This is a genomic window from Actinoplanes sp. NPDC051470 (assembly GCF_040682035.1).
Lineage (GTDB): Bacteria > Actinomycetota > Actinomycetes > Mycobacteriales > Micromonosporaceae > Actinoplanes.
This window is the reverse complement of record NZ_JBFBAA010000004.1, coordinates 372,639-395,584: the sequence shown is the minus strand read 5'-3', so window position 1 is coordinate 395,584 and position 22,946 is coordinate 372,639. Positions and strand designations below refer to the sequence as shown.

Here is a 22,946-nt window from a genome sequence, read left to right as displayed (position 1 = left end):
AGGGAAGCCGACCGTTTGATTGTCGCCCCCTGCAAGCGGGCGCCGTCGGACCACGGGTCCGGTCTCAGACCCGGCGCAGCACCGCCACCACACGGCCCATGATCGTCGCGTCGTCACCGGGGATCGGGTCGAACGCCTGGTTCGCCGGCATCAGCCAGACATGCCCGTCCCGCTGCCGGTAGGACTTGACCGTCGCCTCGCCCTCGATCATCGCGGCCACGATGTCGCCCGACGTCGCCGTCGGCTGCTGGCGGACCACCACCCAGTCGCCGTTGCAGATCGCCGCGTCGATCATCGAGTCGCCCTTGACCTCGAGCATGAACACGTCGCCCTCGCCGACCAGCTCGCGCGGCAGCGGGAAGAAGTCTTCGACCGCCTGCTCGGCCAGGATCGGCCCACCGGCGGCGATCCGCCCGACCAGCGGCACGTACGCCGGTGTCGGCCGGGCCTGGCGCAGCGTCTCGTCGTCGACCATCTCGCTGGGCGAGCGCACGTCGACCGCGCGCGGCCGGTTGGGGTCGCGGCGCAGGAAGCCCTTGGTCTCGAGCGCCTTCAACTGGTAGGCCACGCTGGACGGCGAGACCAGCCCGACCGCCTCGCCGATCTCACGCACGCTCGGCGGGTAGCCGTACCGCTCCACCCAGTCGCGGATGAACTCGAGGATCCGCCGTTGCCGCGCGGTCAGGTCGGCGGTCACCACCTCGGGGAACTGGCTGACCGACGCCGGTGTCACCGCCCGCAGCTGGGGCGCCTCGGCGCTGCGCGAACGGGCCGGCGACCGCCGCCGCATGCCGCCCGCGGGATTCTGCTGGTGCTGCCGGCTCGTTCGGTCGTCGGTCGACACGCCTGCCCTCCCAAATTCGTTGGCCATGTCTGTGGCCCAGTGCCGTTCCGGCGGCACGCGCTGCTTCACCGGGTCATCCGAAAACGACCCCTTCTGAGGAAAGACCTTATGTTCGCGGTACGACAGTTTCAAACATCTGTACGACTTTCCTGTCGGCGTGTCGCCCGGAAGTGCTCGACTTCCGTACACGTGTTCTGATAAACCGTCGTACGGGCGTTCGATAGAACAGCCGTACGAGGAAGGTGAAACCCATGGTCACGACCTCTTACCCCCGGCCGCCGCTCCGTCTGACGCGGCGCGGACGCGCCGTGGTCCTGGCTTTCTTCGTCGGGACGTCCACGATCGCGAGCGCGTTCCTGTTGTCGACCGCCTCGCGTGCCGATCAGCCCGCGCAGGGGCCGGCGGCGACCGTCATCGTCCAGCCGCACGACACCCTCTGGTCGATCGCGACCCGCACCGCGCCGCGCCGTGACCCCTACGCCGCCGTGGCCGACCTCAAGAAAATCAACCACATCGATGGGTACGTCGTGCACCCGGGCCAGACCCTCCAGCTTCCGAGGGGCTAGTCCGCGGGCGTCGCGAACGTGACGACGACCACCCGTCCGGGTCGCAACGGCGGAAACACGACATTCCAAGGACGGCAAATCGGGCGCGGCCGACGCGCCAAGTGATCTCCTGTATACGGCTCGTGGTGGCACGAAATTCCCGGCGCGCCGACCCGCCGTCTGGCTTGCGTCGCGGTCGGCATCGGCCTAACTTTGACCCCAACATCTAGTAGTTACATGGCTGTAAGTCATCCACAGGTTGGGGTCACAGTCCCCAAGTTCTCCACACGTTATCCACAGCGCCGCGCTCTCGTGGGGCTTATTTGGCGTGTCCGGGGAGCCAGGAGAGGAATGGTTTCCGGTGCGCTGTCCGTATTGCCGCCACGCTGATTCGCGCGTGGTCGACTCGCGTGAGGCCGACGACGGCAAACTGATCCGTCGCCGTCGCTCGTGCACCGAGTGTGGCAAGCGGTTCACCACGGTCGAGGAGGCGGTTCTCGCGGTGGTCAAGCGCAACGGGGTGACCGAGCCGTTCTCACGCACCAAGATCATGAGCGGCGTCCGCAAGGCGTGTCAGGGCCGGCCGGTGGATGAAGACTCGATCGCGCTGCTGGCGCAGAAGGTCGAGGAGTCGGTCCGGGCGAAGGGCGCGGCGGAGATACCGAGTCACGACGTGGGACTCGCGATCCTCGGGCCGCTGCGCGAGCTCGACCAGGTGGCCTACCTCCGGTTCGCCAGCGTCTACAAGTCGTTCGACTCGCTGGACGAATTCGAGAAGGAGATCGCCGAGCTGCGCTCGGCGGCGACCGGCCGGGATTCGGCGGCCCGACACACCGTGACCCATACCCGGGCGGGCCGGCCGCCCAAGATCAATCAGTAGGGGACTGCCACAGCGACGGGCAGCGTTCAATCAGTAGTGGCACCAAATGAGGGGGAGCACCATGGCCGGGGACGGCATTACAGCAGGTCGGCAGCGCAGCCGCAGCAACGGCTCCAGCGCGCCCGCGGGGGGTCTGCGCGTTGAGCGGGTGTGGACGACCGAGGGCGTCCACCCGTACGACGAGGTGGAGTGGGAGCGCCGCGACGTCGTCATGACGAACTGGCGGGACGGCTCGATCAACTTCGAGCAGCGTGGCGTGGAGTTCCCGGTTTCGTGGAGCGTGAACGCGGCGAACATCGTGACCACCAAGTACTTCCGCGGCGCGGTCGGCACCGACCAGCGCGAGTGGTCGCTCAAGCAGCTCATCGACCGCGTGGTGCAGACGTACCGCAAGGCGGGGGAGAAGTTCGGCTACTTCACCACCAAGGACGACGCCGAGCTGTTCGACCACGAGCTGACCTGGATGCTGCTGCACCAGGTGTTCAGCTTCAACTCGCCGGTCTGGTTCAACGTCGGCACGGCGTCGCCACAGCAGGTCAGCGCCTGTTTCATCCTGTCGGTCGACGACTCGATGGACTCGATCCTGGACTGGTACAAGGAGGAGGGGCTGATCTTCAAGGGCGGCTCCGGCTCCGGGGTCAACCTGTCCCGCATCCGCTCCAGCCGCGAGCTGCTCTCGTCCGGCGGCACGGCCAGCGGCCCGGTCAGCTTCATGCGCGGCGCCGACGCCAGCGCGGGCACGATCAAGTCCGGTGGCGCCACCCGGCGCGCGGCCAAGATGGTCATCCTCGACGTCGACCACCCCGACATCGAGGAGTTCGTCTACACCAAGGCGCGCGAAGAGAACAAGATTCGCGCCCTGCGTGACGCCGGCTTCGACATGGACCTCGGCGGCTCCGACATCGTCTCGGTGCAGTACCAGAACGCCAACAACTCGGTGCGGGTCAGCGACGAGTTCATGCGCGCGGTCGAAGAGGGCACGACCTTCGACCTGCGCGGCCGGCTGCACGGCGAGGTCATCGACTCGATCGACGCCAAGAAGCTGTTCCGCGACATCGCCCAGGCCGCGTGGGAGTGCGCCGACCCGGGCCTGCAGTACGACGACACCATCAACGACTGGCACACCAACCCCGAGACCGGCCGGATCACCGCGTCCAACCCCTGCTCGGAGTACATGTCGCTGGACGACTCGTCCTGCAACCTGGCCTCGCTCAACCTGATGAAGTTCCTCAAGGCCGACGGCGGCTTCGAGGTGCAGAAGTTCGTCAAGAGCGTCGAGTTCATCATCACCGCGATGGACATCTCGATCTGCTTCGCCGACTTCCCGACCCCGCGGATCGGCGAGACCACGCGGGCCTACCGCCAGCTCGGCATCGGGTACGCCAACCTGGGCGCCCTGCTGATGGCGACCGGGCACCCGTACGACTCCGAGTCGGGCCGCGGCGTCGCCGGGGCGATCACCTCGCTGATGACCGGCACGGCGTACCGCCGCTCGGCCGAGCTGGCCGGCGTGGTCGGCGCGTACGAGGGCTATGCCCGCAACGCCGAGGCCCACCAGCGCGTCATGCGCAAGCACGCCGCCGCCAACGACGGCATCCGCCCGCAGGGCGTCGTCGCCACCGAGATCGTCCGCGAGGCCACCAAGCAGTGGCAGGACGGCAACAAGCTCGGCGCGAAGAACGGCTGGCGCAACGCGCAGGCCTCGGTGCTGGCCCCGACCGGCACCATCGGCCTGATGATGGACTGCGACACCACCGGCATCGAGCCCGACCTGGCCCTGGTGAAGTTCAAGAAGCTGGTCGGCGGCGGCTCGATGCAGATCGTCAACCAGACGGTCCCGCGGGCGCTGCGCAGCCTGGGCTACCCCGAGGAGCAGGTCGAGGCGATCGTCGAGCACATCGCCGACCACGGCCACGTGGTGGACGCGCCGGGCCTCAAGCCCGAGCACTACAGCGTCTTCGACTGCGCCATGGGCGAGCGGTCGATCGCGCCGATGGGCCATGTCCGGATGATGGCGGCGGCCCAGCCGTTCCTGTCCGGCGCCATCTCCAAGACGGTCAACATGCCCGAGTCGGCGACCATCGAGGAGATCGAGGAGATCCACTTCCAGGGCTGGAAGCTGGGCCTCAAGGCGCTGGCCATCTACCGCGACAACTGCAAGGTGGGCCAGCCGCTCTCGGTGGCCAAGCCGGCCAAGGGCACGACCGAGGAGGCGCCGGCCGCGCAGGCCGAGAAGGCCGTCGAGAAGGTCATCGAGTACCGCCCGGTCCGCAAGCGGCTGCCGAAGAAGCGCCCCTCCGAGACGGTGTCCTTCTCGGTCGGCGGCGCCGAGGGTTACCTGACCGCGTCGTCCTACCCCGACGACGGCCTCGGCGAGGTCTTCCTCAAGATGTCGAAGCAGGGCTCCACCCTGGCCGGCGTGATGGACGCCTTCTCGGTGGCCATCTCGATCGGCCTGCAGTACGGCGTGCCGCTGGAGACCTTCGTCAGCAAGTTCACCAACATGCGCTTCGAGCCGGCCGGCATGACCGACGACCCGGACATCCGCATGGCGGCGTCGGTGATGGACTACATCTTCCGTCGCCTGGCGCTCGACTTCCTGCCCTACGACACCCGCGCCGAGCTGGGCATCTTCACCGCCAAGGAGCGGGCCGCCCAGATCCAGGCCGAGATGGCGGCCGAGGCGGCGGCGGCCGACCTGACCGCGACGTCGATGGCGGAGTCCGCTCCGGTCTCGGCCCCGGTCGGCGCCGTGGCCGCTCCGCTCGCCGAGGTGCCCAAGGTGGAGGCTCCGAAGACGGAGGCGCCGAAGGTGGCGCACTCGTCGACCGAGCTGCTCGAGGCGGTGACCGGCCACGCCTCGGACGCGCCGCTCTGCTTCACCTGCGGCACGAAGATGCGCCCCGCCGGTAGCTGCTACGTCTGCGAGGGCTGCGGCTCGACCTCCGGCTGCAGCTGACCTCAGGGTTGGCTGAGAAGGCCTCCTACCCGGCAACGGGTGGGAGGCCTTTGCCGTTTGTCGCATGACCGATAGGCCCGGCCCGACCCGACCGGGCTGGTCGCGGCGGTCCGGTCAACCCTCCGGGTCAGTGATGCATCACGCATCAAGCGGCGCCCGGCTGATCTACTTTAACGGTTAAGTTGAGGTGGTGACCGCCACGCTCGAACCTGTCCGGCTCAACGCCGCCAAGATCGCCGTCGGCGTCACCTTCACGGTCAACGGCCTCGCCTACGCCGGCTGGCTCGCGCGCGCCCCCGCCGTCCGGGACGACCTCGGGCTGACCGCGGCCGGCTTCGGGCTCCTCCTGCTCTGCATGTCCGGCGCCGCGATCGCCGCGATCCCGCTGGCCGGCCCGCTCGTGCAGCGTCTCGGCCCGGCCCGGGCGGTGCTGCTCGGCAGCATGTCGGTGGTGCTCGGGCTGATCGCCCTGGCCACCGGCACGGCCACCGGCACCATCTGGCTGGCCGGCCTCGGGCTGGTCCTGGCCGGCATGGGCAACAGCACCTGGGACGTCTCCATGAACGTCGAGGGCGCCGACGTCGAACGCCGCCTCGACCGCACCATCCTGCCGCGCTTCCACGCCGGCTTCAGCCTGGGCACAGTGCTCGGCGCCGGGGTGAGCGCCCTGCTGGCCGCGGTCGGCGTGCCGGTGTCCGTGCAGCTCACGCTGACCGCGGTGCTCGCCGCCGCCGTGATGGCGTTGGCGGTGCGCCGCTTCACACCGTGGTCGCCGCTGCCCGCGGGCGAGAAGCCGGCGATGAGCGTACGCGAAGCCTGGCGCGAACCGCGCACCATCATGATCGGCCTGATCCTGCTGGGTTTCGGCTTCACCGAGGGCGTGGCCAACGACTGGCTGGCGATCGCGCTGGTCGACGCCTACCACGCCAGCGAGACCATCGGCGCCGTAGGCTTCGGCGCCTTCGTCACCGCCATGACGGTGTCCCGCCTGTTCGGCGGCGTGGCCATCGAGCGCTGGGGCCGCGTCCGGACCCTGCGCGGCACGGTGGTCCTGGGCGTCGCCGGCGTGCTGCTGGTGGTCACGAACATCGGCGTGCCGGTCGCCCTGGTCGGCGCCCTGCTGTGGGGCGCGGGCGCGTCCCTCGGCTTCCCGGTCGGCATGAGCGCCGCCGCCGACGATCCCGTCCGGGCCGCGCTGAGATTGTCGGTCGCGGGCTCCATCGGGTACGGCGCCTTCCTGGCCGGCCCGCCCCTGATCGGCCTGGTCGCCGAGGATCTCGGCGTCCTCCAGGCCATCCTCTGCGTCTTCGTCGCCCTGGGCATCGGCCTGTTCGCCAGCCGGGCCGCAAAGCCGTTGGCTGAGATCCGCTGACCCGGTTTTTTCAAGATCGCGCGCGGCCCCGCCGCCTCCCCCACCCCTGTTGGGTGGGCAGGAATGTAGCGCGCCGGTATGACAGTCTCGCGAACTGTCCACAGCTCGTGGCGCTGGGCCGGCGACGCTAGGCCGCGGCCAGGAAGTCCGAGATCAGCCCGGCCAGCAGGTCGGGCTGCTCGATGACCATCGCGTGCGAGGCGCCGGCCAGCTGCACGTACCGCACCCCACTGTCCTCGGCCTGCTCCCGCACGAAGCGGCGGTGCGCCTCGTACAGCTCCGCAAACCCCTCCTGCTCCGGCAGGTCGCGCGTCGGCAGCACCACCAGCTCTGGGCACCGCGTAGCGCGATAGACCGGACCAAGATCAAGATCCTCCATCAGCGTACGCAGTGACGACGCCGTCTCGGCCGAAGGCCGGATCGACGTCTCCCCGTTCGCCTGGACCAGGTTCCGCCGGAACCCCTCGATCCACACCTTCTCGTTGGCCCCCATGGCATGGGCCGCCGCCTTCTGCCGCTCGACCAGCTCGGGCAACTGCTCGGCCGGGACGGTCTGGCCCATCTCGGCGCCCATCCGGTCGAAGATCGCCCGCAGCTCGGCCAGCTCGGCCGCCGCCTTCTTGAGATCCATCCCGGGCAGATGTTCGGTCCGGGTCGGGGGCGGGTTGCCGTCGAGGCTGACCACCCCGGGCGTCTCCGGATGCCGCTCGCCCCACAGCGCCGCGATCATCCCGCCCAGCGAATGTCCGACCACCGCCGGCCGCGCCAGCTCGAGCTGCACCACCACGGCCGCCACGTCGGCGAGCGCCGCGTCCCAGCTCCACGGCCCGTCGCCGGACCGGCCGTGGCCACGCAGATCCATCGTGATCACCCGATGGCGCGGCCGGAGCGCCCGCGCCAGCGTCGTCATGTGGGCCAGGTTCGCGCCGGCGCCGTGCAGCAACACCAGCGGCGGCGCCGAACCGCCGAAGTCGCGCACCGCGATCGGAAGGTCCCCGGCATCAACCAGTCGGTCATTGATCACGCCGTCCATCTTCCCAGGGGCGCCCGCCCACCCGTGCGGCGCCGCCACCGCCCAGAACGATCTTGAAATTTCGCGCGCGCGCCGCCGCCACCCCCACCCCTGTACTGGGTGGGTCTGAACGTAGCGCTCGAAAACGACAGACCTGAGAACTATCCACAGTTACCGAGCGTGTCCCACCGGTTTCAGAGTTCGGGCTTTCGTGACCCGCATCCGACCAAGTACGGTGTGCCCCGAATTCGTCGGGAGGACCCCACTGTGCGTTCGCGTCTGCTGACCCTCGGTGTGGTCGTTGCCACCCTGGCGGTAACCGGCTGTAACGCCAAGGATGACGCCCGGGTGGTCCTGCCTCCGATCGAGGTGGTCGAGCCGCCGGCCGCTTCGGGTGGTGGCGCCTGCATCCTGTGGGACTACGCGTTCATCGAGGAGATGATCGGCGTCCGGTTCACGGTGGCGGCCGGCTCCCAGGTCGACAACACCGCCACCTGCGTGGTGCAGACCGAGGAGGGGCCGGAGCCGTCGCTTCTGCTCACGGTCAGCGACTCGTCGGCCACCGCCGAGTTGTTCAACGACGACCTGATCCCGGACAAGGCGACCAAGCTCAAGGGCCTGGGCGTGGCCGCCTACAAGCAGGAGATCGAGGCGTCGAAGACGGCCGGGCCGTCGTACGAGATCGGCTGGCTCAGTGAGGGCCACCAGCTGCAGTCGTTGCGGTTCACGTTCACCAAGGCGGCGAAACCGGCCGCGGTCGCCGACATGGGCGCCAAGTTGCTCGCCATGGCCAAGACCATGACGAGCACCACCGGGACCGACCCGAAGAAGACCGACCCGAAAAAGAAGACCGACGCGAAGAAGAAGAGCTGACGGTCAGTGCGCGTCGACGAACACGCGTGACGCCACCTCGCGAGGCAGCCTGATCTTGTCACCGGACCGGTCGACGGTCACCGCGTCGCGTTCCTGCGCCACGGTCACGGTCACGCCCGGGTCGATGCCGGCCGCGTGGAGCTGGCGCAGCACGTCGGCGTTGGTCTGGACGCTCTCGCAGATGCGCCGCACCACGACGCTGCCGGTGAGACCGGGGAACGCCAGGTTGCGTTCGCCGGTGTCGAGCTGTTCACCGAACGCCGTGGTGCTGTCGAGCACCTCGAGGCCGGGGATCGGGTTGCCGTACGGCGACCGGGTCGGCTTGTTGAGCAGCTCGTAGACCCGCTTCTCGACCGAGTCGCTCATCACGTGTTCCCACCGGCAGGCCTCGTCGTGCGCCTCCTCGTAGGGCATGCCGATGACGTTGACCAGGAGCAGTTCGGCGAGGCGGTGTTTGCGCATGACCGAGATGGCGACCATGCGACCCTCCTCGGTGAGCAGGAGGTGTCGATCGTTCTCGACGGTGAGCAGGCCGTCGCGCTCCATCCGGGCGACGGTCTGGCTGACGGTGGGGCCGCTCTGGTGGAGTCGCTCAGCGATCCGGGCGCGCAGTGGAGGCACGCCCTCCTCCTCGAGCTCCAGGACGGTACGCAGGTACATCTCGGTGGTGTCGACAAGATCGTGCTTGTGCGCGTGGGCACCACTCGTCGTGTTGTGGGTCCTGGTTGCCATCGTCCTAACCCTCCGGAGCCGCAGCTGTCGACCAAGACTAGTCGGTGCCGCACCGGGCGACGAATCATCTCTGGTCAGAGCGTCGCGAATGCCGCACGATCGACATATTCGCCGTTCCTGGTGAACGTGAAGCCGCTCGGCCCCTGCTCGATCCGCAGTGTGCCGGATTCCAGCCCGCGCACGTACTTCCCGATCAGATCTCCGACACCGGCCGCGATGACCCGGTCGCCGAGGACGAGTCCCCGGTCGGTGAGGAGGAGCGGGTCGCCGTTGCGGGTGCGGGCGATCGCCACCTGCCCGTCCGGCCCGGGGGCCAGCTGGTCGATGGTGAGCAGGCTGATCTCCTCGGGCGGGAAGGTGATCAGCGATGGGTCGACCTCGTTGCCGGTCAGCTGGAGCAGCAGCGCGTAGTCGTCCGGCACGGGAAAGCCGAGCGCCTCGATCTGGGCGGGGGAGGCGCCCTCGCCGAAGGGGGAATCCGTCATTCCGGTCTGCGAGACCAGGAGCATCCCGAACCGTTCGTAGAGCGCGGAATAGTCGGTCACCCCGACATTGTGGGCACGGCCGGTCCGGCCTGACAACGTGCGACGATGGCGGCATGGACGGCTCTGCGGCGGTGGTGTGGGACAAGGCCCTGCTCGGGTACGACATGGGCGATCACCCGCTCAACCCGGTGCGGGTCGAGTTGACCATCGCGCTGGCCCGTGAGCTGGGCGTGCTCGACCGTCCGGGGGTCCGCATGATCACCCCCGAGGCGGCCGGCGAGGCCGCGCTGACCCGGGTGCACCGCGCCGATTACCTGGACGCGGTCCGACATGCGCCGATGGATCCGTTCTTCTCCGGCTGGGGCCTGAACACGCCGGACAACCCGGTCTTCGAGGGGATGCACGAGGCGAGCGCCCGGATCTGCGGCGCCACGCTGGCCGCGGCCGAGGCGGTGTGGAGCGGCGATGTGACCCGGGCGGTGAACGTGGCCGGCGGCCTGCACCACGCGATGGCGGCCCGGGCGGCCGGGTTCTGTGTCTACAACGACCCGGCGGTGGCCATCGCGCGGCTGCTCGACCAGGGTGCGGAGCGCGTCGCGTACGTGGACATCGACGTGCACCACGGCGACGGTGTCCAGGCGGCGTTCTGGGACGACCCGCGCGTCCTCACGATCAGCCTGCACGAGACGCCGCTGGCGCTGTTCCCGTGGGCGTCCGGCTTCCCCGAGGAGGTGGGTGGCAAGGACGCCGAGGGCACGGCGGTGAACATCGCCCTGCCGCCGGGCACCGACGACGCCGGGTGGCAGCGGGCCTTCGACGCGGTGGTGCCGTCGGTGCTGCGCGCGTTCCGGCCGCAACTGCTGTTCAGTCAGTGTGGCGCCGACGCCCACCGGCTCGACCCGCTGGCCGACCTGCGCCTGTCGGTGGACGGGCAGCGGGTGGCGTACATCAAGATGCGCGCGCTCGCCGACGAACTGTGCGAGGGCCGCTGGGTGGCCACCGGCGGCGGTGGGTACGCGCTGGTCGAGGTCGTGCCCCGGGCCTGGACCCATCTGCTCGCCGTGGCCACCGGCGACCCGCTCGACCCGCACACCCCGACCCCGCAGGCCTGGCGCGACCTGGCCGCCGAACGGTGCCCGGGCACGGAGATCCCCGACGATCTGACCGATTCCGTGGAGATCACGAGCAAGAAGTGGGAACCGACCGCGGACCCGGTCGACAAGGCGGTCCTGGCGACGCGGATGGCGGTCTTCCCGCTGCACGGCCTCGACCCCCACGACCCCCGGGACTGATCAGCCATGGCATCGGACGTCCTGCTCTCCGACGGCAGCACCGTCCACCTGCGCCCGATCAGGAAGGAGGACGCGCCGGCCATCGTGGACTTCCACGGCCGGATGAGCGAGCGCACCCGCTATCTGCGGTACTTCTCGCCGTACCCGAGAATCCCCGACCGCGACCTGGAACGTTTCGTCAACGTCGACCACGCCGACCGCGAGGCGTTCGTGATCGTCGCGGAGAAACGGATCATGGCGGTCGGCCGGTACGAGCGGCTGGGGCACGACAGCAACGAGGCCGAGGTCGCCTTCGTGGTCGAGGACGCGCACCAGGGCCGGGGCATCGGCTCGGTGCTGCTGGAACACCTGGCCGAGGCGGCCCGCGCCAACGGCATCGAGCGTTTCGTCGCCGAGGTGCTGCCCCAGAACGCCGGCATGCTGCGCGTCTTCGGCGACACCGGCTACCCGGTGCAGCGCCGCTACGAGGACGGCACGGTGCACCTGAGCTTCCCGATCGCGCCGACCGAGAAGTCCCGGGCCGTGCAGGAGGACCGCGAGCACCGCACCGAGTCCCGCTCGATCGCCCGGCTGCTCAGCCCGCGCGGGGTCGCGGTGTACGGCGCCAGCGCGAGTGGTCAGGGCATCGGCGCGGCGCTGCTCGGCCACCTGCGGGACGGCGGCTTCACCGGCGCGATCATCCCGGTGCACCGCAGTGCGGACCGCGTCGCCGGGCTCCCGGCGTACCCCTCGGCCGTTGATGCTCGCGTCGACGTCGATCTCGCGTTGATCGCCCTGCCTCCCGCCTCGGTCGCGGATGCCGTCACGGACGCGGCCGCGGCCGGCGCGGGCGGCCTGGTGGTGATCTCGGCCGGCTTCGCCGAGGCCGGGGCCGAGGGCCAGGCCGCACAGCGTGCGCTGATCGAGAGCGCCCACCGGGCCGGACTCCGGGTGGTGGGGCCGGTCAGCATGGGGGTGGCCAACACCGATCCGGGGGTACGCCTGAACGCCACGCTCGCCCCGCGGCTGCCGGCGGCGGGCCGGGTCGGCTTCTTCAGCCAGTCCGGCGCGCTCGGTGTGGCGCTGCTGACCGAGGCCGACCGGCGCGGGCTGGGCCTGTCGACGTTCGTGTCGGCGGGCAACCGGGCCGACGTCTCCGGCAACGACCTGCTCCAGTTCTGGCAGGACGACCCGGGCACCGACGTGGTCCTGCTCTACCTGGAGACGTTCGGCAACCCGCGCAAGTTCGCCCGGCTGGCCCGCCGGATGAGCCGCGTCAAGCCGGTGGTGGCGGTGGCCTCCGCGACCCGTCCGCCCGGGCTGGCGGGCGAGCTGCCCGGTCCCGACGAGCGCGCGGTGACGGCGTTGTTCGCGCGGTCCGGCGTGATCCGGGTCGACACCGTGGCCGAGCTCTTCGACGTCGGCCTGCTGCTGGCCCACCAGCCGCTTCCGGCCGGCCGGCGCGTCGCGGTGGTCGGCAACTCGTCGGCGCTGTCCGGCCTGGCGATCGCCGCCGCCCGCGCGAACGGGCTGGTCGTGGCCCCCGGCTACCCACGTGACATCAGCCCGCAAGCCGGCGCGCACGACTTCGCCGACGCGCTCGCCGAGGCGGCCGTGGACGAGGGTGTGGACGCGATGGTCGTGGTCTTCGCGCCGCCGCTGCCCGGCCAGCTCGCCGACGAGGACGCCGATTTCGCCGCGGCCCTGGCGAGCGTGGCCCTGGCCGGCGAGAAGCCGACCGTGGCGACCTTCCTCCTCGGACAGTCACCGGCCCGCGTGCCGTCCTACCCGTCGGTCGAGGAGGCCGTGCGGGCGCTGGGCCGGGTCGCGTCCTACGCCGACTGGTTGCGCCGCCCACCCGGCGTTCTCCCCGAGTTCACCATCGACCAGGAGAGAACGAACGTTCTTTCTCGCTACGGCATCGACGTCGTACCGTCGATCGCGGCCGGCGACGAGGAAGCCGTGCTGGCGGCGGCGGAGCAGGTCGGCTACCCGGTGGCGATCAAGGCCGCCGGCCGCGCGTTGCGTCATCGCATCGACCTGGGTGCCGTCCGCCTCGCGCTGGCCGGCCCCGACGCCGTGCGCGCGGCCTACGCCGAACTGCTGGGCGCCTTCGGCCCCGGGGTCCTGGTGCAGTCGATGGTCCCGCCCGGCGTGGCGTGCACGATCGAGGTGGTGGAAGATCCGGCGTTCGGCCCGGTGGTCGGCTTCGGGCTGGGCGGGGTGGCCAGCGAGCTGCTGGGCGACCTGGCCTGGCGGGCCGCGCCGCTGACCGACCGGGCCGCCGAGGCGCTGGTCGACGAGCCGCGCGCCGCGCCCCTGCTGCACGGATACCGGGGTTCCCAGCCGGTTGACCGGGCCGCCCTGATCGACCTGCTGCTCCGCGTGGGCCGGCTCGCCGACGACCACCCGGAGATCCGCTCGCTGTCCCTGAACCCGGTGCTGGCCCGTCCCGACGGTTACTCGGTGCTGCACGCCCAGACAGAAATCGGCGAGGCCCGCCCCCGACCGGACACCGGACCTCGCCGCCTACAAACCCCCTAGTGGTAGGCGAGCGCGCCATCCGCGGAGCGGATGCCGCGCTGCGCTACCACCGAGGAAACCTCAGCCCGCGTACGCCTCCAGGCGACCGGCCCGCTCCGGCGCCCGCAGCTTGGACATCGTGACCTTCTCGATCTGGCGGATGCGCTCGCGGCTCAGACCGAACTCGCGGCCCACCTCGTCGAGGGTGCGCTGCCGGCCGTCGTCCAGGCCGAAGCGCAGCCGGATCACCGCCGACTCCCGCTCGGAGAGGGTGGCCAGCACGATCTCGACCTCGCTGCGCAGCTCGCCCTGGGCCAGCGAGTTGCCCGGCTCGGCGTTGGGGTCGACCGCGGCGACGAAGTCGCCCAGTGCGCTCTCGCCGTCCTCGCCGACCGCCTGGTCGAGGCTGACCGGCTCCCGGTCGTACGAGATCAGCTCGATGACCTGGAAATCGGGCACGTCCATGGCCTTGGCGATCTCGGCGATGCTGGGCTCGCGGCCGAGCTGGGCGGAGAGGTCGCGCCGGGCCCGGACCATGCGGTTGACCTGCTCGACCATGTGCACCGGGATGCGGATGGTGCGGGCCTGGTCGGCCATGGCGCGGGTGATGGCCTGGCGGATCCACCAGGTGGCGTACGTGGAGAACTTGTAGCCCTTGGTGTAGTCGAACTTCTCGACGGCGCGGATCAGGCCGAGGTTGCCTTCCTGGATCAGGTCGAGGAAGGCCATGCCGCGACCGGTGTAGCGCTTCGCGATGCTCACGACCAGGCGGAGGTTGGCCTCCAGCAGGTGGTTCTTGGCCTCGCGGCCCTCGGCCACGATGATCGCGAAGAGCGGCCGGAGGTCGTCGGAGGCGTCCCGCAGCTTCTCCTCGGCGTACAGGCCGGCCTCGATCCGCTTGGAGAGGTCGACCTCCTGGACCGCGGTGAGCAGCTTGGTCCGGCCGATGCCGTTCAGGTACGCCCGGACCAGGTCTGCCGACACCCCACGCTCGTCCGTCGCGTCCAGGTCGATCATGTGCTCGACACCATCGGTCATGATGTTCTCGTCAGCCCCTGCCACCGTGGACTCCGCCTTCAGCGTCTGCGCGACCATCCCGAGTCCCTCCCCGCGTTCCCGAATGTCCCTACGTCGTTTCCCAGCCGCATTCGTGCCGGTGATCACAAGCTTGGACCGGTGGGCGTTAAGCGGAGGTGAGGCAAGCGTCCGGGTGGCATGAATCCGGGAGAACCCTGAGGTCGCGAACCCGACACCTTGCCCGGATTGGTGGGACATATGACGAGAGCGGCGCAATTCCGTACGGGCTGGTAAGTGGCCGATAATCTGGACTCCAGGAATCCGAGAAAGGGAAGCCGACGTGGTCTTCAAGCGGTTGATGCAGGCGATGGGCGTCGGGGGCCCTTCCGTCGAGACGGTGCTCACGAACCCCAACTGCCGTCCCGGCGGTTATCTGGAGGGCAACGTCCACGTGATCGGTGGCGAGCACCCCACCGACATCGAGTACGTCGCGGTCGGCCTGATCACGCGGGTCGAGGTGGAGAGCGGCGACAGTGAGTACCACTCCGATCAGGAGTTCCACCGCCAGCGGCTCACCGGCTCGTTCCGGCTCGACCCGGGCGCGCGCCACGACGTCCCGTTCCGGTTCGACGTGCCGTGGGAAACCCCGATCACCGAGGTGTACGGGCAACATCTGCACGGCATGACGATGGGCCTGACCACCGAGCTCGAGGTCGCCCGCGCGGTGGACAAGAGCGACCTCGACGCGGTGGCGGTACACCCGCTGCCGGCCCAGGAGAAGATCCTCGAGGCGCTGCTGCGGCTCGGCTTCCGGTTCAGCCGCGCCGACGTGGAGCGGGGCCGGGTCTACGGCGTCCAGCAGGAGCTGCCGTTCTACCAGGAGATCGAGTTCTACCCGCCGTCGGCGTACGCGAGCGGCATCAACCAGCTCGAGCTGACCTTCATCGCCAATCCGCGCACCCTCCAGGTGGTGCTCGAGCTGGACAAGCGCGGCGGCGTGTTCACCGAGGGCCACGACTCGTTCGGCAGCTTCACCGTCGACTACCAGACCGTCGACCACACCGACTGGGCCCGCGAGCTGGACACCTGGCTCCGGCAGTCGGCGTCCCGCCGGGGCCTGTTCTTCTAGATCTCGATCAACAGCGTGTGCGGGCCCTCGTTCACGCTCTCGACCCGCATCATCGTCCGGAAGCGTCCGGTCTCGACGGTCGCGCCCCGCGCACGCAGGGCGTCCACGAAGGCCAGGAACAGCGGTTCCGCGACCTCCGCCGGGGCGGCGGCCGACCACGTCGGCCGCCGCCCTTTGCGTGCGTCGCCGTAGAGCGTGAACTGGCTGACCACGAGCAGGGGAGCGGCCACATCGGAGGCGGACCTCTCGTCGGGCAGCAGCCGCACCTCGTGCACCTTGCGGGCCAGCGTCGCCGCCTTCTCCTTGGTGTCGTCGTGCGTGACACCGACCAGCACCAGCAGACCGGCGTCGATTGCGCCGACGACCTCATCACCCACCGTCACTCTGGCCCGGCTCACCGTCTGCACCAGCGCCCGCATCAGCTCACTCCTCGCAACCTGGTCAAGGCCGGCGGCGGAAGATCGTCGACCTTCAGCTGCCTCTTGCGTACGGCCACCGCGTCGTCCAGCAGCCGGAACGGGTCGCCGGGCGCCGCCGCCAGGAAGGCATCGAGAAAGACCCCGGCCGGCGCCGACCAGACGTGTTGGTCATCGGTCGCCACCATCGCCAGGATCAACGACGACAGGGCCACGTCCAGATCGGGCTCGCCGTGGCGGGCGTTCACCCAGTCGATCACCACCGGGCCGCGGCCGGTGATCATGATGTTCTCCGGGTGCAGGTCGAGATGCAGGATCCGGCCCGTGTTCCCCGGCATCGGCGGCAGATCGTGCAGCCGGCTCAGGAGGCCGGCCAGCATCGTCGCGCCCTCGGCCGCCGTGACGTCGCCCGAGACCAGGGCCAGCGCCATGGTCGGACCGTGCAGGCGTTCCATCTCCATCTCGCCGCCACGGACCTCGTACACCGCGGGCACGGGATAGCCCAGCCCGCCGACGTACGCCATCACCTCGGCCTCGCCACTGACGTCGGTCATGTGACGGTGCCGGCGCACCACCCGGTGCTCGTCCAGGGCGTACACGTCGGCCTCGTTGCCGGAGGCCAGCAGCTCGAGGTCGCCAGTCACCCGGCGAGGCTACCCGTCGGCCTTTGCTCTGAGCGCGTATAGGCAACACCTGGATACCGGCATCATCGAGGTGGTGCCTATACGCGCTCAGAGCAGAGGGGCTCCATGATGGTCCGATGGCCCGGAGACTGCGTTACGCCGATGCCGTTCGGCTGCTCGGTGGGAGCGGTCCGCTCGCGGCCGCCGTGGACAACCTGCTCGGCACGGCGTTGTCGCTGGCCACGGCCGGTGGGAGCGACGTCGCGCTGAGCCTGTTCGACGCCAAGACGGAGACGGTCCGGCTGGGCCGGCTGGCCGCCGGGCAGTTGCGGGAGCGATGGACCGGGTACGGCCGGTACGAGCGCAACCTGCGGCTCGAGGCGGCGCACGGTGTGCTGGTGGTGGTCGCGTTCTTCGAGGCGTTCGACGAGATCGTCCGGGTGGCCGAGTTCCCGGCGCCCGAGCTGAGCCGCGACGACCAGGTGCTGCTCGCCGGGGGAACCCCGCTGCACGGCGACTGGCTGCACGCCCTGCTCGACGCGCCGTTGCCGGTCCCGGCGGCCGAACGCGGCTACCACCGGCTGCTGGCCGAGCTCACCGACTGGTACACCACGGCCGGCGACTGGTTCCGCGGCTACCTCGAAGGGCTGGCCGAGTGGGACCGGGCCGACGACCGGGCCCGCGCGGCGGTCGCCCGGCTGCTGTGCGAACGGCTGCCGCAGCTGGCCGTCCAGCACTACGAGGAAGGCCACCGGCGGCTGGCCGTGGATGTCCCCGAGTTCGCGATCTGGGTCGACCGGGCCGAGTCCCGGGCCGTCGGCCGGGGCCTGACCGAGCTGGAGGCGACACTCCGGCGGACCACGGCCGGTCGCGACCCGGACCGGCATCGGGCCGCGCTGGCCGCGGCGTACCGGGCCGAGCTGGACCGGCCCATCCTCGGCGGCGACACCAGCGAGCTGACCATCCCGCTGCTCGGCGAGGCGTACGTGGACGCGCTGTTCCGGGCGCGGGAGTGTGGCCCGGGCTCCCGGCCCGGTGCGGAGGACTGGTGGGACGCCGCGCCGCTGCGCCGTGACCTGTCCGGCTTCCTGGTCCGCCACCTGATCACGGCGCGGGCCGCGGTCGCCCCGATGCTGCTGCTCGGGCACCCGGGGGCGGGCAAGTCGGCGCTGACCCGGATCCTCGCCGCGCGGCTGCCGGCCACCGACTTCCTGGCCGTGCGGGTGGTGCTGCGCGAGGTGCCGGCCGAGGCGGCGGTGCAGGACCAGATCGAGTACGCGCTGCGTGCCGCGATCCACGAGTCGGTGGCCTGGGCCGACCTGTCCCGGGCGGCCGATGGCGCGCTGCCGGTGGTCATGCTCGACGGCTTCGACGAGCTGCTCCAGGCCACCGGCGTGCACCGCTCCGACTACCTGGAACGGGTCGCCCGGTTCCAGCGCACCGAGGCCGTGCAGGGCCGGCCGGTCGCGGTGATCGTGACCAGCCGGGTGGCGGTCGCCGACCGGGCCCGGCTGCCCGAGGACTGCGTGGCGGTGCGGCTGGAGCCGTTCGACGACGCGCAGGTGGGGCGCTGGCTGGAGACGTGGAACGCGGCCAACCGGGGTTCGCTGGGGCGGCGCGGTCTGCGTACCCTGCCGAAAGAGGTCGTGGCCCGCTTCCCGGACCTGGCCCGGCAGCCCTTGCTGCTGCTCATGCTGGCGCTCTACGACGCGGGCGAGAACGCGCTGCAGGACGCCGGCGGCACCTTCGGCACCGTGCAGCTCTACGACCGGCTGCTGCACGGCTTCGCGCTGCGTGAGGTGCGCCGGTGGCACGAGGGCCGGCCCGAGGACGAGCTGCCGGAGCTGGTCGCCGACGAGCTGATGCGGCTGTCCATCGTGGCGTTCGCGATGTTCAACCGTGGCCGGCAGTGGGTGACCGAGCGTGAGCTGGACGACGACCTCACCGGCCTGGGCATCGAGCCGGTGCGTCCCGGCCGGACCGAGGAGTTCCGCACCCCGCTGACCGTCGGCCAGGAGATCGTCGGGCGGTTCTTCTTCATCCAGCGGGCGCAGGCCACGCAGGACGGCCGGGCCCTGCAGACGTACGAGTTCCTGCACGCGACGTTCGGCGAGTACCTGGTCGCCCGGCTGCTGGCCGGCATCCTGCGGGAGAACGCCGGCCGGGAGCCGAGCCGGGTGGTCCGGCTGGGCGCCGGCGGTGGCGAGGACGAGTTGCTGCGCGGGCTGCTCGGCTACCTGCCGCTGACCGCCCGCCAGACCGTGCTGCCCTTCCTGGCCGAACTGCTCGCCCCCGTCGCCACCGGGGTGCGGTCCTGGCTGGTCGGCCGGCTCCGGGCCGCGGTGTTCCGGCCCGAGGCTTCGCAGCGGGCGTACGGGACCATGCCGAAGCGTGCCGACCACTGGATGGCTCTCTACTCCCTGAACCTGGTCCTGCTCGCCCTGGCCTGCGGCGAGCCGCTGCGCGGGAGCGACATCTGGGCCCAGGCGCAGGAGCCGGGGCGCTGGTTGCAGGGCCTGTCACTGGGGTGGCAGGCCGCGGTCCCGCCGTCGATCTGGTTCGAGGTGACGGCCCACCTCGAGGTGCGGCGGACCTACACGCCCGACGGCCGCCCCGACGTGGAGCTGCGGCGCGACGCCGGTGCCCCGGCCGAGCGGGTGGACCCGCTGTGGTCGTTCCGGCAGGACGGCTCGCGGCCGTTCCGGACGGCGTACCGGATGGACGAGGCCCTGCGCTCGATGCACCTGAGCAACCACCGCAGCGAGGACGTCCTCCGGCACCTGGCCGAGCCGCTGCTCGACGCCATCCCCTCGGCGGTCACCCGGTTCACCGTGCACGGGCCGGGCGACGCCGAGTCGGCCGCCCACAGCCTGCTGACCCTGCAGATGAAATCGCTGGCCGACGACGACGATCTGCCCGGGTTGCGCCGGGCCTACGATCGCGCGGTCACCGCCACGGCCGAGCTGGCGGGCGAGATCACCATGGCCGAACTGGAGTCCACCGGCGCCGCGGCGGAGTGGTTGTTGCGCATGCTCGCGCACGACGCCGGGCGGCTCGGACCGGACGCTGTCGCCGGTTACTGCCGGTCGGTGGTGGCCGCCGGCTGGTTTCCCCGAGGCGCGCTCGACCGGTGTCTCGATGCCGCCGGCATCACCGGGCCCCTGCGCGCCGAGCTCCGGGCGGGTTGACCAGCAGGGCAGACTGTTCGCATGACCATGTCGCTGCCGATCGACGCCGCGGCCAACGAGCTGCTCTCCACCGACGCGCTGGCGCTCCTGATCGGGATGACCCTCGACCAGCAGGACAAGCTGGAGAAGGCGTTCAGCTCGCCGTACGTGCTGTCCCAGCGGCTCGGGCACGTGCCGACCGCCGAGGAGCTGGCCGGGTTCGACACCGATGAGCTGATCGCGGTGTTCGCGACGCCGCCGGCGCTGCACCGGTTCCCCAAGGCGATGGCCGGCCGGGTTCAGGAGGTGGCCCGGGTGCTGGTCGAGCGGTACGACGGGGACGCGGCCAACCTGTGGAAGGACGCCGACAGCGGGGTCGAGCTGGTCAAGCGGGTGGCGTCGCTGCCGGGGTTCGGCAAGCAGAAGTCGCAGATCTTCGCGGCGCTGCTCGGCAAGCAGTTCGGCGTGCGGCCGGCCGGGTGGCGTGCGGCGGCCGGACACTACGGCGAGGACGGGTCGTTCCGGTCGGTGGCGGACATCGTCGACCAGAGCTCGCTGGAGAAGGTCCGGGAGTACAAGAAGGCGATGAAAGCGGCCGCCAAGGCCTGACCCGCTCACGACCGGCCGAACCGGGCCGATCGGACTAGGGTGGGCGACGCCGATGCCGCGCTCTACCGTGCCAAGGCCGCCGGCGAGGGGCACGGTCGAACTCAGCCGGCAGTGACCCGGACGACCGGGTGAGAAGTGGGCAGTGGGGTGCGCACGGTGCAAGGATGAGGAGTCGATCGGAGAACAAAGCGTGAAGAAGCAGCCGGAGCGGCCGGTGGTGATCACCGACGCCGCCCGCAGCCAGGGCGACCAGCTCCGCAGCCGCGAGATCCGCTATGTGTCGATGATGGCCCTGCGCGCGGCCTGCCTGATCACCGGCGCCGTGCTGATCAGCGTCAAGCCCCCGCTGCTGCCGTTGTGGCTGGCCCTGTGTGCCGCCGGCATGGTCCTGCTGCCGTGGATGGCCGTGCTGATCGCCAACGACCGCCCGGCCAAGACCAAGGCCGAGCGCGCCGCCAGCCGGCACCAGCCGCCCGCCCAGCCGATGATCGAACCCACGGCGGCCGCTGAGAAGCCGCGCGTCATCGACGCCGACGACTGATCAACCCAGGGGCCGAGCGCCGATCTTCGTCACGGCGGCCGCACCCAGGGCCGCACCGGCGGCCAGCGCCGCCTCCGGCGCAGCACCGCCCGTCCAGGCCTCGAGCAGCCCGGCCGCGAAGGCGTCCCCCGCCCCGGTCGGATCCACGACCACCACCGGGGCCGGCGGCGGCGCCTGCACCACTCCGTCCGGCCCGGCCCAGACCGCCCCGGCCCGGCCCAGCTTGACGACCACGTTGCGCGCGTGACCGGTGAGGCGGACGGCCTGCTCCAGCGGCGTGGACGGCCCCGCCAGCACCGTCGCCTCGTCGGCGTTGCAGAGCAGCAGATCGATCCGGCCGAGCCGGTCCAGGAACGACGGGTTCCGCCGGAGCGGCGCCGCCGACGACGCGTCCACGCTCACGGTGAGCCCACGGTCCCGGGCGGCCGCCAGAGCCGCCAGCCCGCCAGCCCGGGACCCCTCGTTGAGCAAGACATAGCCGGAAAGGTGCAGGTGAACCGCGTCCGTGGCGGCACCGACGGCAGTGGTGACGTCGTCGGGGGCGAGCCGGAGGCAAGCGCCCGGGTCGGTGATCAGCGTCCGCTCCTCCGGTGTGACGAGCACCACAACCGTGCCCGTGGCCGCGTCCGGATGGGCGCGCACCGCGCAGGTCACCCCGGCCGCCGCCAGCTCGGCGACGCGCGCGTGGCCGGCCACGTCGTCGCCCACCGAGGCGATCAGCGTGACCGGCGCGCCGGCGTGGGCCAGCCAGGCGGCCGTGTTCGCGCCCTGCCCGCCGCCGGACGGCGTGATCGTGGCCGTCGTGTCGGTGCCGTGCTCGATCGCGCCCGCCGGCACCACCACGACGTCGGTGACCAGGTCACCCACGACGAGGATGCGGCTCATGCGGGTACGGAGAAGCCCAGCTGGGCGGGGGCGGGCGAGGCCGCGGCGGCGATCTGGGCGGCGAGGGCCGCGTTGCGGAGGATGATGCGTACGTTGACCGCCAGGCTCTTGCCCTGCGTGCTGGTGTGGAAGTGGGCCAGCAGGAACGGCGTGACCGCCTTGCCGGTGACCCCCTCGGCGGCCAGCCGGGTCAGGCCCTCGGCCAGCGTGCGGTCGTGCAGGTCGAGGTCGAGCTGCTCGTCGACCGGCAGCGGGTTGGCCACGATCAGCGCGCCCCGGCTGACCTCCTGCTCGTCGCGGGCCCGCATGGCCGCCGCGATCTGCGCCGGCGACTCCAGCCGCCAGTCCAGGTCGAAGCCGCCGTCGGTGATGAAGAAGCCCGGGAACCGTCCGCTCCGATAGCCCGCCACGGCCACGCCGAGCGTCTCCAGCCGCTCCAGGGTCGCGCCCACGTCGAGGATCGACTTGACCCCGGCGCAGACCACGACGATGGGGGTACGCGCCAGAGTGGTCAGGTCGGCCGACTCGTCGAACGTGCTGCTCGCCTCGCGATGCACCCCGCCCAGCCCGCCGGTGGCGAACACCCCGATGCGCGCCGCGGCGGCCACGGCGCTGGTCGCGGCCACGGTCGTGGCGCCGTCGGCCCCGGTGGCGGCGGCCAGCGCCAGGTCACGTACCGACAGCTTCGCGGTATCGCCGGGCTGAGCCAGGTGGTCGATCTGCTCGGCGGACAGCCCGACGATCAGTTCGCCGGCGATCATCCCGATCGTGGCGGGAACGGCGCCGTTGTCCCGTACGGCCTGCTCGATCTCGTGGGCCACCCGCACGTTGTCGGGGTGCGGCAGGCCGTGCGAGATGATCGTGCTCTCGAGGGCCACCACCGGCCGTCCGTCGCGGCGCGCCCGGGTCACGTGCTCGCCGTACTGAATCGCGAAGTCGGTCACGAGGGCAACGGTACGGTGCCCCGATGTGCGCTGGTCGTTGGACCGACCAGGCGAGAGGTGTCAGACTTGTCGTTTGGAGCTTCGTCCCGCCGATCGGGGGCCCCGCTGCGCGCGGGCCG

The 22,946-nt window shown here is 71.1% G+C and carries 20 protein-coding genes; 11 read left to right on the top strand and 9 right to left on the bottom strand.

Translation table 11 applies throughout. The features are described 5' to 3' along the window. Positions 1-64: 64 nt before the first annotated feature. Positions 65-790, bottom strand: a complete 726-nt coding sequence (gene lexA / locus AB0M54_RS10985) for a transcriptional repressor LexA (RefSeq protein ID WP_364317130.1) — start codon at positions 788-790, stop codon at positions 65-67. A 305-nt stretch (positions 791-1,095) separates the two neighbouring features. Between lexA and AB0M54_RS10980 the strand changes: the two genes are divergently transcribed. From AB0M54_RS10980 to AB0M54_RS10965, 4 genes are all read left to right on the top strand, one after another. Continuing rightward, positions 1,096-1,410 (top strand): LysM domain-containing protein, encoded by a 315-nt coding sequence (locus tag AB0M54_RS10980; protein ID WP_364470395.1) that lies wholly within the window; start codon positions 1,096-1,098, stop codon positions 1,408-1,410. A 340-nt stretch (positions 1,411-1,750) separates the two neighbouring features. Further along, positions 1,751-2,269, top strand: coding sequence for a transcriptional regulator NrdR (nrdR, locus tag AB0M54_RS10975; RefSeq protein ID WP_364315673.1), 519 nt, complete (start codon positions 1,751-1,753; stop codon positions 2,267-2,269). A 61-nt stretch (positions 2,270-2,330) separates the two neighbouring features. Then, complete coding sequence (locus AB0M54_RS10970; RefSeq protein ID WP_364470441.1) at positions 2,331-5,228, top strand: vitamin B12-dependent ribonucleotide reductase; 2,898 nt, start codon at positions 2,331-2,333, stop codon at positions 5,226-5,228. A gap of 190 nt (positions 5,229-5,418) precedes the next feature. Further along, positions 5,419-6,600: an MFS transporter gene (locus AB0M54_RS10965; RefSeq protein WP_364470393.1), complete on the top strand. Its 1,182-nt coding sequence runs from the start codon at positions 5,419-5,421 to the stop codon at positions 6,598-6,600. Between the two features lie 127 nt (positions 6,601-6,727). On the opposite strand, the gene AB0M54_RS10960 is transcribed toward AB0M54_RS10965, so the two are convergent. Continuing rightward, positions 6,728-7,624: an alpha/beta hydrolase gene (locus AB0M54_RS10960; protein ID WP_364470391.1), complete on the bottom strand. Its 897-nt coding sequence runs from the start codon at positions 7,622-7,624 to the stop codon at positions 6,728-6,730. A 255-nt stretch (positions 7,625-7,879) separates the two neighbouring features. Here AB0M54_RS10960 and AB0M54_RS10955 point away from each other — a divergent pair, with 255 nt between their 5' ends. Then, a complete protein-coding gene (locus tag AB0M54_RS10955; protein WP_364470389.1) occupies positions 7,880-8,485 on the top strand; it encodes a hypothetical protein in 606 nt (201 codons plus the stop codon). Positions 8,486-8,488: 3 nt separating this feature from the next. On the opposite strand, the gene AB0M54_RS10950 is transcribed toward AB0M54_RS10955, so the two are convergent. Further along, a complete protein-coding gene (locus tag AB0M54_RS10950) occupies positions 8,489-9,217 on the bottom strand; it encodes a metal-dependent transcriptional regulator (RefSeq protein WP_364315679.1) in 729 nt (242 codons plus the stop codon). A 74-nt stretch (positions 9,218-9,291) separates the two neighbouring features. Further along, complete coding sequence (locus tag AB0M54_RS10945; protein ID WP_364315681.1) at positions 9,292-9,762, bottom strand: hypothetical protein; 471 nt, start codon at positions 9,760-9,762, stop codon at positions 9,292-9,294. Positions 9,763-9,815: 53 nt separating this feature from the next. On the opposite strand from AB0M54_RS10945, the gene AB0M54_RS10940 reads away from it, so the two are divergent. Beyond that, positions 9,816-10,994 (top strand): acetoin utilization protein AcuC, encoded by a 1,179-nt coding sequence (locus tag AB0M54_RS10940; protein WP_364315683.1) that lies wholly within the window; start codon positions 9,816-9,818, stop codon positions 10,992-10,994. A gap of 6 nt (positions 10,995-11,000) precedes the next feature. Then, complete coding sequence (locus AB0M54_RS10935; RefSeq protein ID WP_364470387.1) at positions 11,001-13,517, top strand: GNAT family N-acetyltransferase; 2,517 nt, start codon at positions 11,001-11,003, stop codon at positions 13,515-13,517. 60 nt (positions 13,518-13,577) lie between these two features. On the opposite strand, the gene sigB is transcribed toward AB0M54_RS10935, so the two are convergent. Continuing rightward, positions 13,578-14,534, bottom strand: a complete 957-nt coding sequence (gene sigB, locus AB0M54_RS10930; protein WP_364315689.1) for an RNA polymerase sigma factor SigB — start codon at positions 14,532-14,534, stop codon at positions 13,578-13,580. A 319-nt stretch (positions 14,535-14,853) separates the two neighbouring features. Here sigB and AB0M54_RS10925 point away from each other — a divergent pair, with 319 nt between their 5' ends. Further along, positions 14,854-15,642 (top strand): sporulation protein, encoded by a 789-nt coding sequence (locus AB0M54_RS10925; RefSeq protein ID WP_364470386.1) that lies wholly within the window; start codon positions 14,854-14,856, stop codon positions 15,640-15,642. Here the strand turns inward: AB0M54_RS10925 and dtd are convergent. Together dtd and AB0M54_RS10915 are read right to left on the bottom strand one after the other, a co-directional pair. Next, the gene (gene dtd / locus AB0M54_RS10920; protein WP_364470384.1) at positions 15,639-16,061 is read right to left on the bottom strand and encodes a D-aminoacyl-tRNA deacylase; all 423 of its coding nucleotides are present in this window, start codon (positions 16,059-16,061) and stop codon (positions 15,639-15,641) included. The two genes, AB0M54_RS10925 and dtd, sit on opposite strands and share 4 nt — an antisense overlap. Beyond that, positions 16,061-16,702 (bottom strand): phosphotransferase, encoded by a 642-nt coding sequence (locus AB0M54_RS10915; RefSeq protein WP_364470382.1) that lies wholly within the window; start codon positions 16,700-16,702, stop codon positions 16,061-16,063. The genes dtd and AB0M54_RS10915 overlap by 1 nt, the downstream gene beginning before the upstream one ends. Before the next feature lie 116 nt (positions 16,703-16,818). On the opposite strand from AB0M54_RS10915, the gene AB0M54_RS10910 reads away from it, so the two are divergent. The 3 genes from AB0M54_RS10910 (at position 16,819) to AB0M54_RS10900 (ending at position 20,998) form a co-directional block, all read left to right on the top strand. Continuing rightward, complete coding sequence (locus AB0M54_RS10910) at positions 16,819-19,869, top strand: hypothetical protein (protein ID WP_364470380.1); 3,051 nt, start codon at positions 16,819-16,821, stop codon at positions 19,867-19,869. Positions 19,870-19,890: 21 nt separating this feature from the next. Then, positions 19,891-20,457 carry an HhH-GPD-type base excision DNA repair protein gene (locus AB0M54_RS10905; protein WP_364315702.1) on the top strand — a complete coding sequence of 189 codons (567 nt, stop codon included), beginning with the start codon at positions 19,891-19,893 and terminating at the stop codon, positions 20,455-20,457. A 190-nt stretch (positions 20,458-20,647) separates the two neighbouring features. Next, positions 20,648-20,998 carry a DUF3099 domain-containing protein gene (locus AB0M54_RS10900; protein ID WP_364315705.1) on the top strand — a complete coding sequence of 117 codons (351 nt, stop codon included), beginning with the start codon at positions 20,648-20,650 and terminating at the stop codon, positions 20,996-20,998. Here the strand turns inward: AB0M54_RS10900 and AB0M54_RS10895 are convergent, their stop codons facing one another. After that, the gene (locus AB0M54_RS10895; RefSeq protein WP_364470378.1) at positions 20,999-21,883 is read right to left on the bottom strand and encodes a carbohydrate kinase family protein; all 885 of its coding nucleotides are present in this window, start codon (positions 21,881-21,883) and stop codon (positions 20,999-21,001) included. Then, entirely contained in the window at positions 21,880-22,827 is a 948-nt protein-coding gene (locus AB0M54_RS10890; RefSeq protein ID WP_364315710.1) for a pseudouridine-5'-phosphate glycosidase, read from the bottom strand. Before AB0M54_RS10890 ends, AB0M54_RS10895 begins: the two co-directional genes overlap by 4 nt. Between the last annotated feature and the right edge of the window lie 119 nt (positions 22,828-22,946).

Bases quoted from the DNA above. Each gene is read 5' to 3' on its own strand.
- AB0M54_RS10940 (WP_364315683.1), top strand. From the start codon at position 9,816: ATGGACGGCTCTGCGGCGGTGGTGTGGGACAAGGCCCTGCTCGGGTAC.
- lexA (WP_364317130.1), bottom strand. From the start codon at position 790: ATGCGGCGGCGGTCGCCGGCCCGTTCGCGCAGCGCCGAGGCGCCCCAG.
- AB0M54_RS10950 (WP_364315679.1), bottom strand. From the start codon at position 9,217: ATGGCAACCAGGACCCACAACACGACGAGTGGTGCCCACGCGCACAAG.
- sigB (WP_364315689.1), bottom strand. From the start codon at position 14,534: ATGACCGATGGTGTCGAGCACATGATCGACCTGGACGCGACGGACGAG.
- dtd (WP_364470384.1), bottom strand. From the start codon at position 16,061: ATGCGGGCGCTGGTGCAGACGGTGAGCCGGGCCAGAGTGACGGTGGGT.
- AB0M54_RS10935 (WP_364470387.1), top strand. From the start codon at position 11,001: ATGGCATCGGACGTCCTGCTCTCCGACGGCAGCACCGTCCACCTGCGC.
- AB0M54_RS10980 (WP_364470395.1), top strand. From the start codon at position 1,096: ATGGTCACGACCTCTTACCCCCGGCCGCCGCTCCGTCTGACGCGGCGC.
- AB0M54_RS10970 (WP_364470441.1), top strand. From the start codon at position 2,331: ATGGCCGGGGACGGCATTACAGCAGGTCGGCAGCGCAGCCGCAGCAAC.
- AB0M54_RS10910 (WP_364470380.1), top strand. From the start codon at position 16,819: ATGGCCCGGAGACTGCGTTACGCCGATGCCGTTCGGCTGCTCGGTGGG.
- AB0M54_RS10895 (WP_364470378.1), bottom strand. From the start codon at position 21,883: ATGAGCCGCATCCTCGTCGTGGGTGACCTGGTCACCGACGTCGTGGTG.
- AB0M54_RS10905 (WP_364315702.1), top strand. From the start codon at position 19,891: ATGACCATGTCGCTGCCGATCGACGCCGCGGCCAACGAGCTGCTCTCC.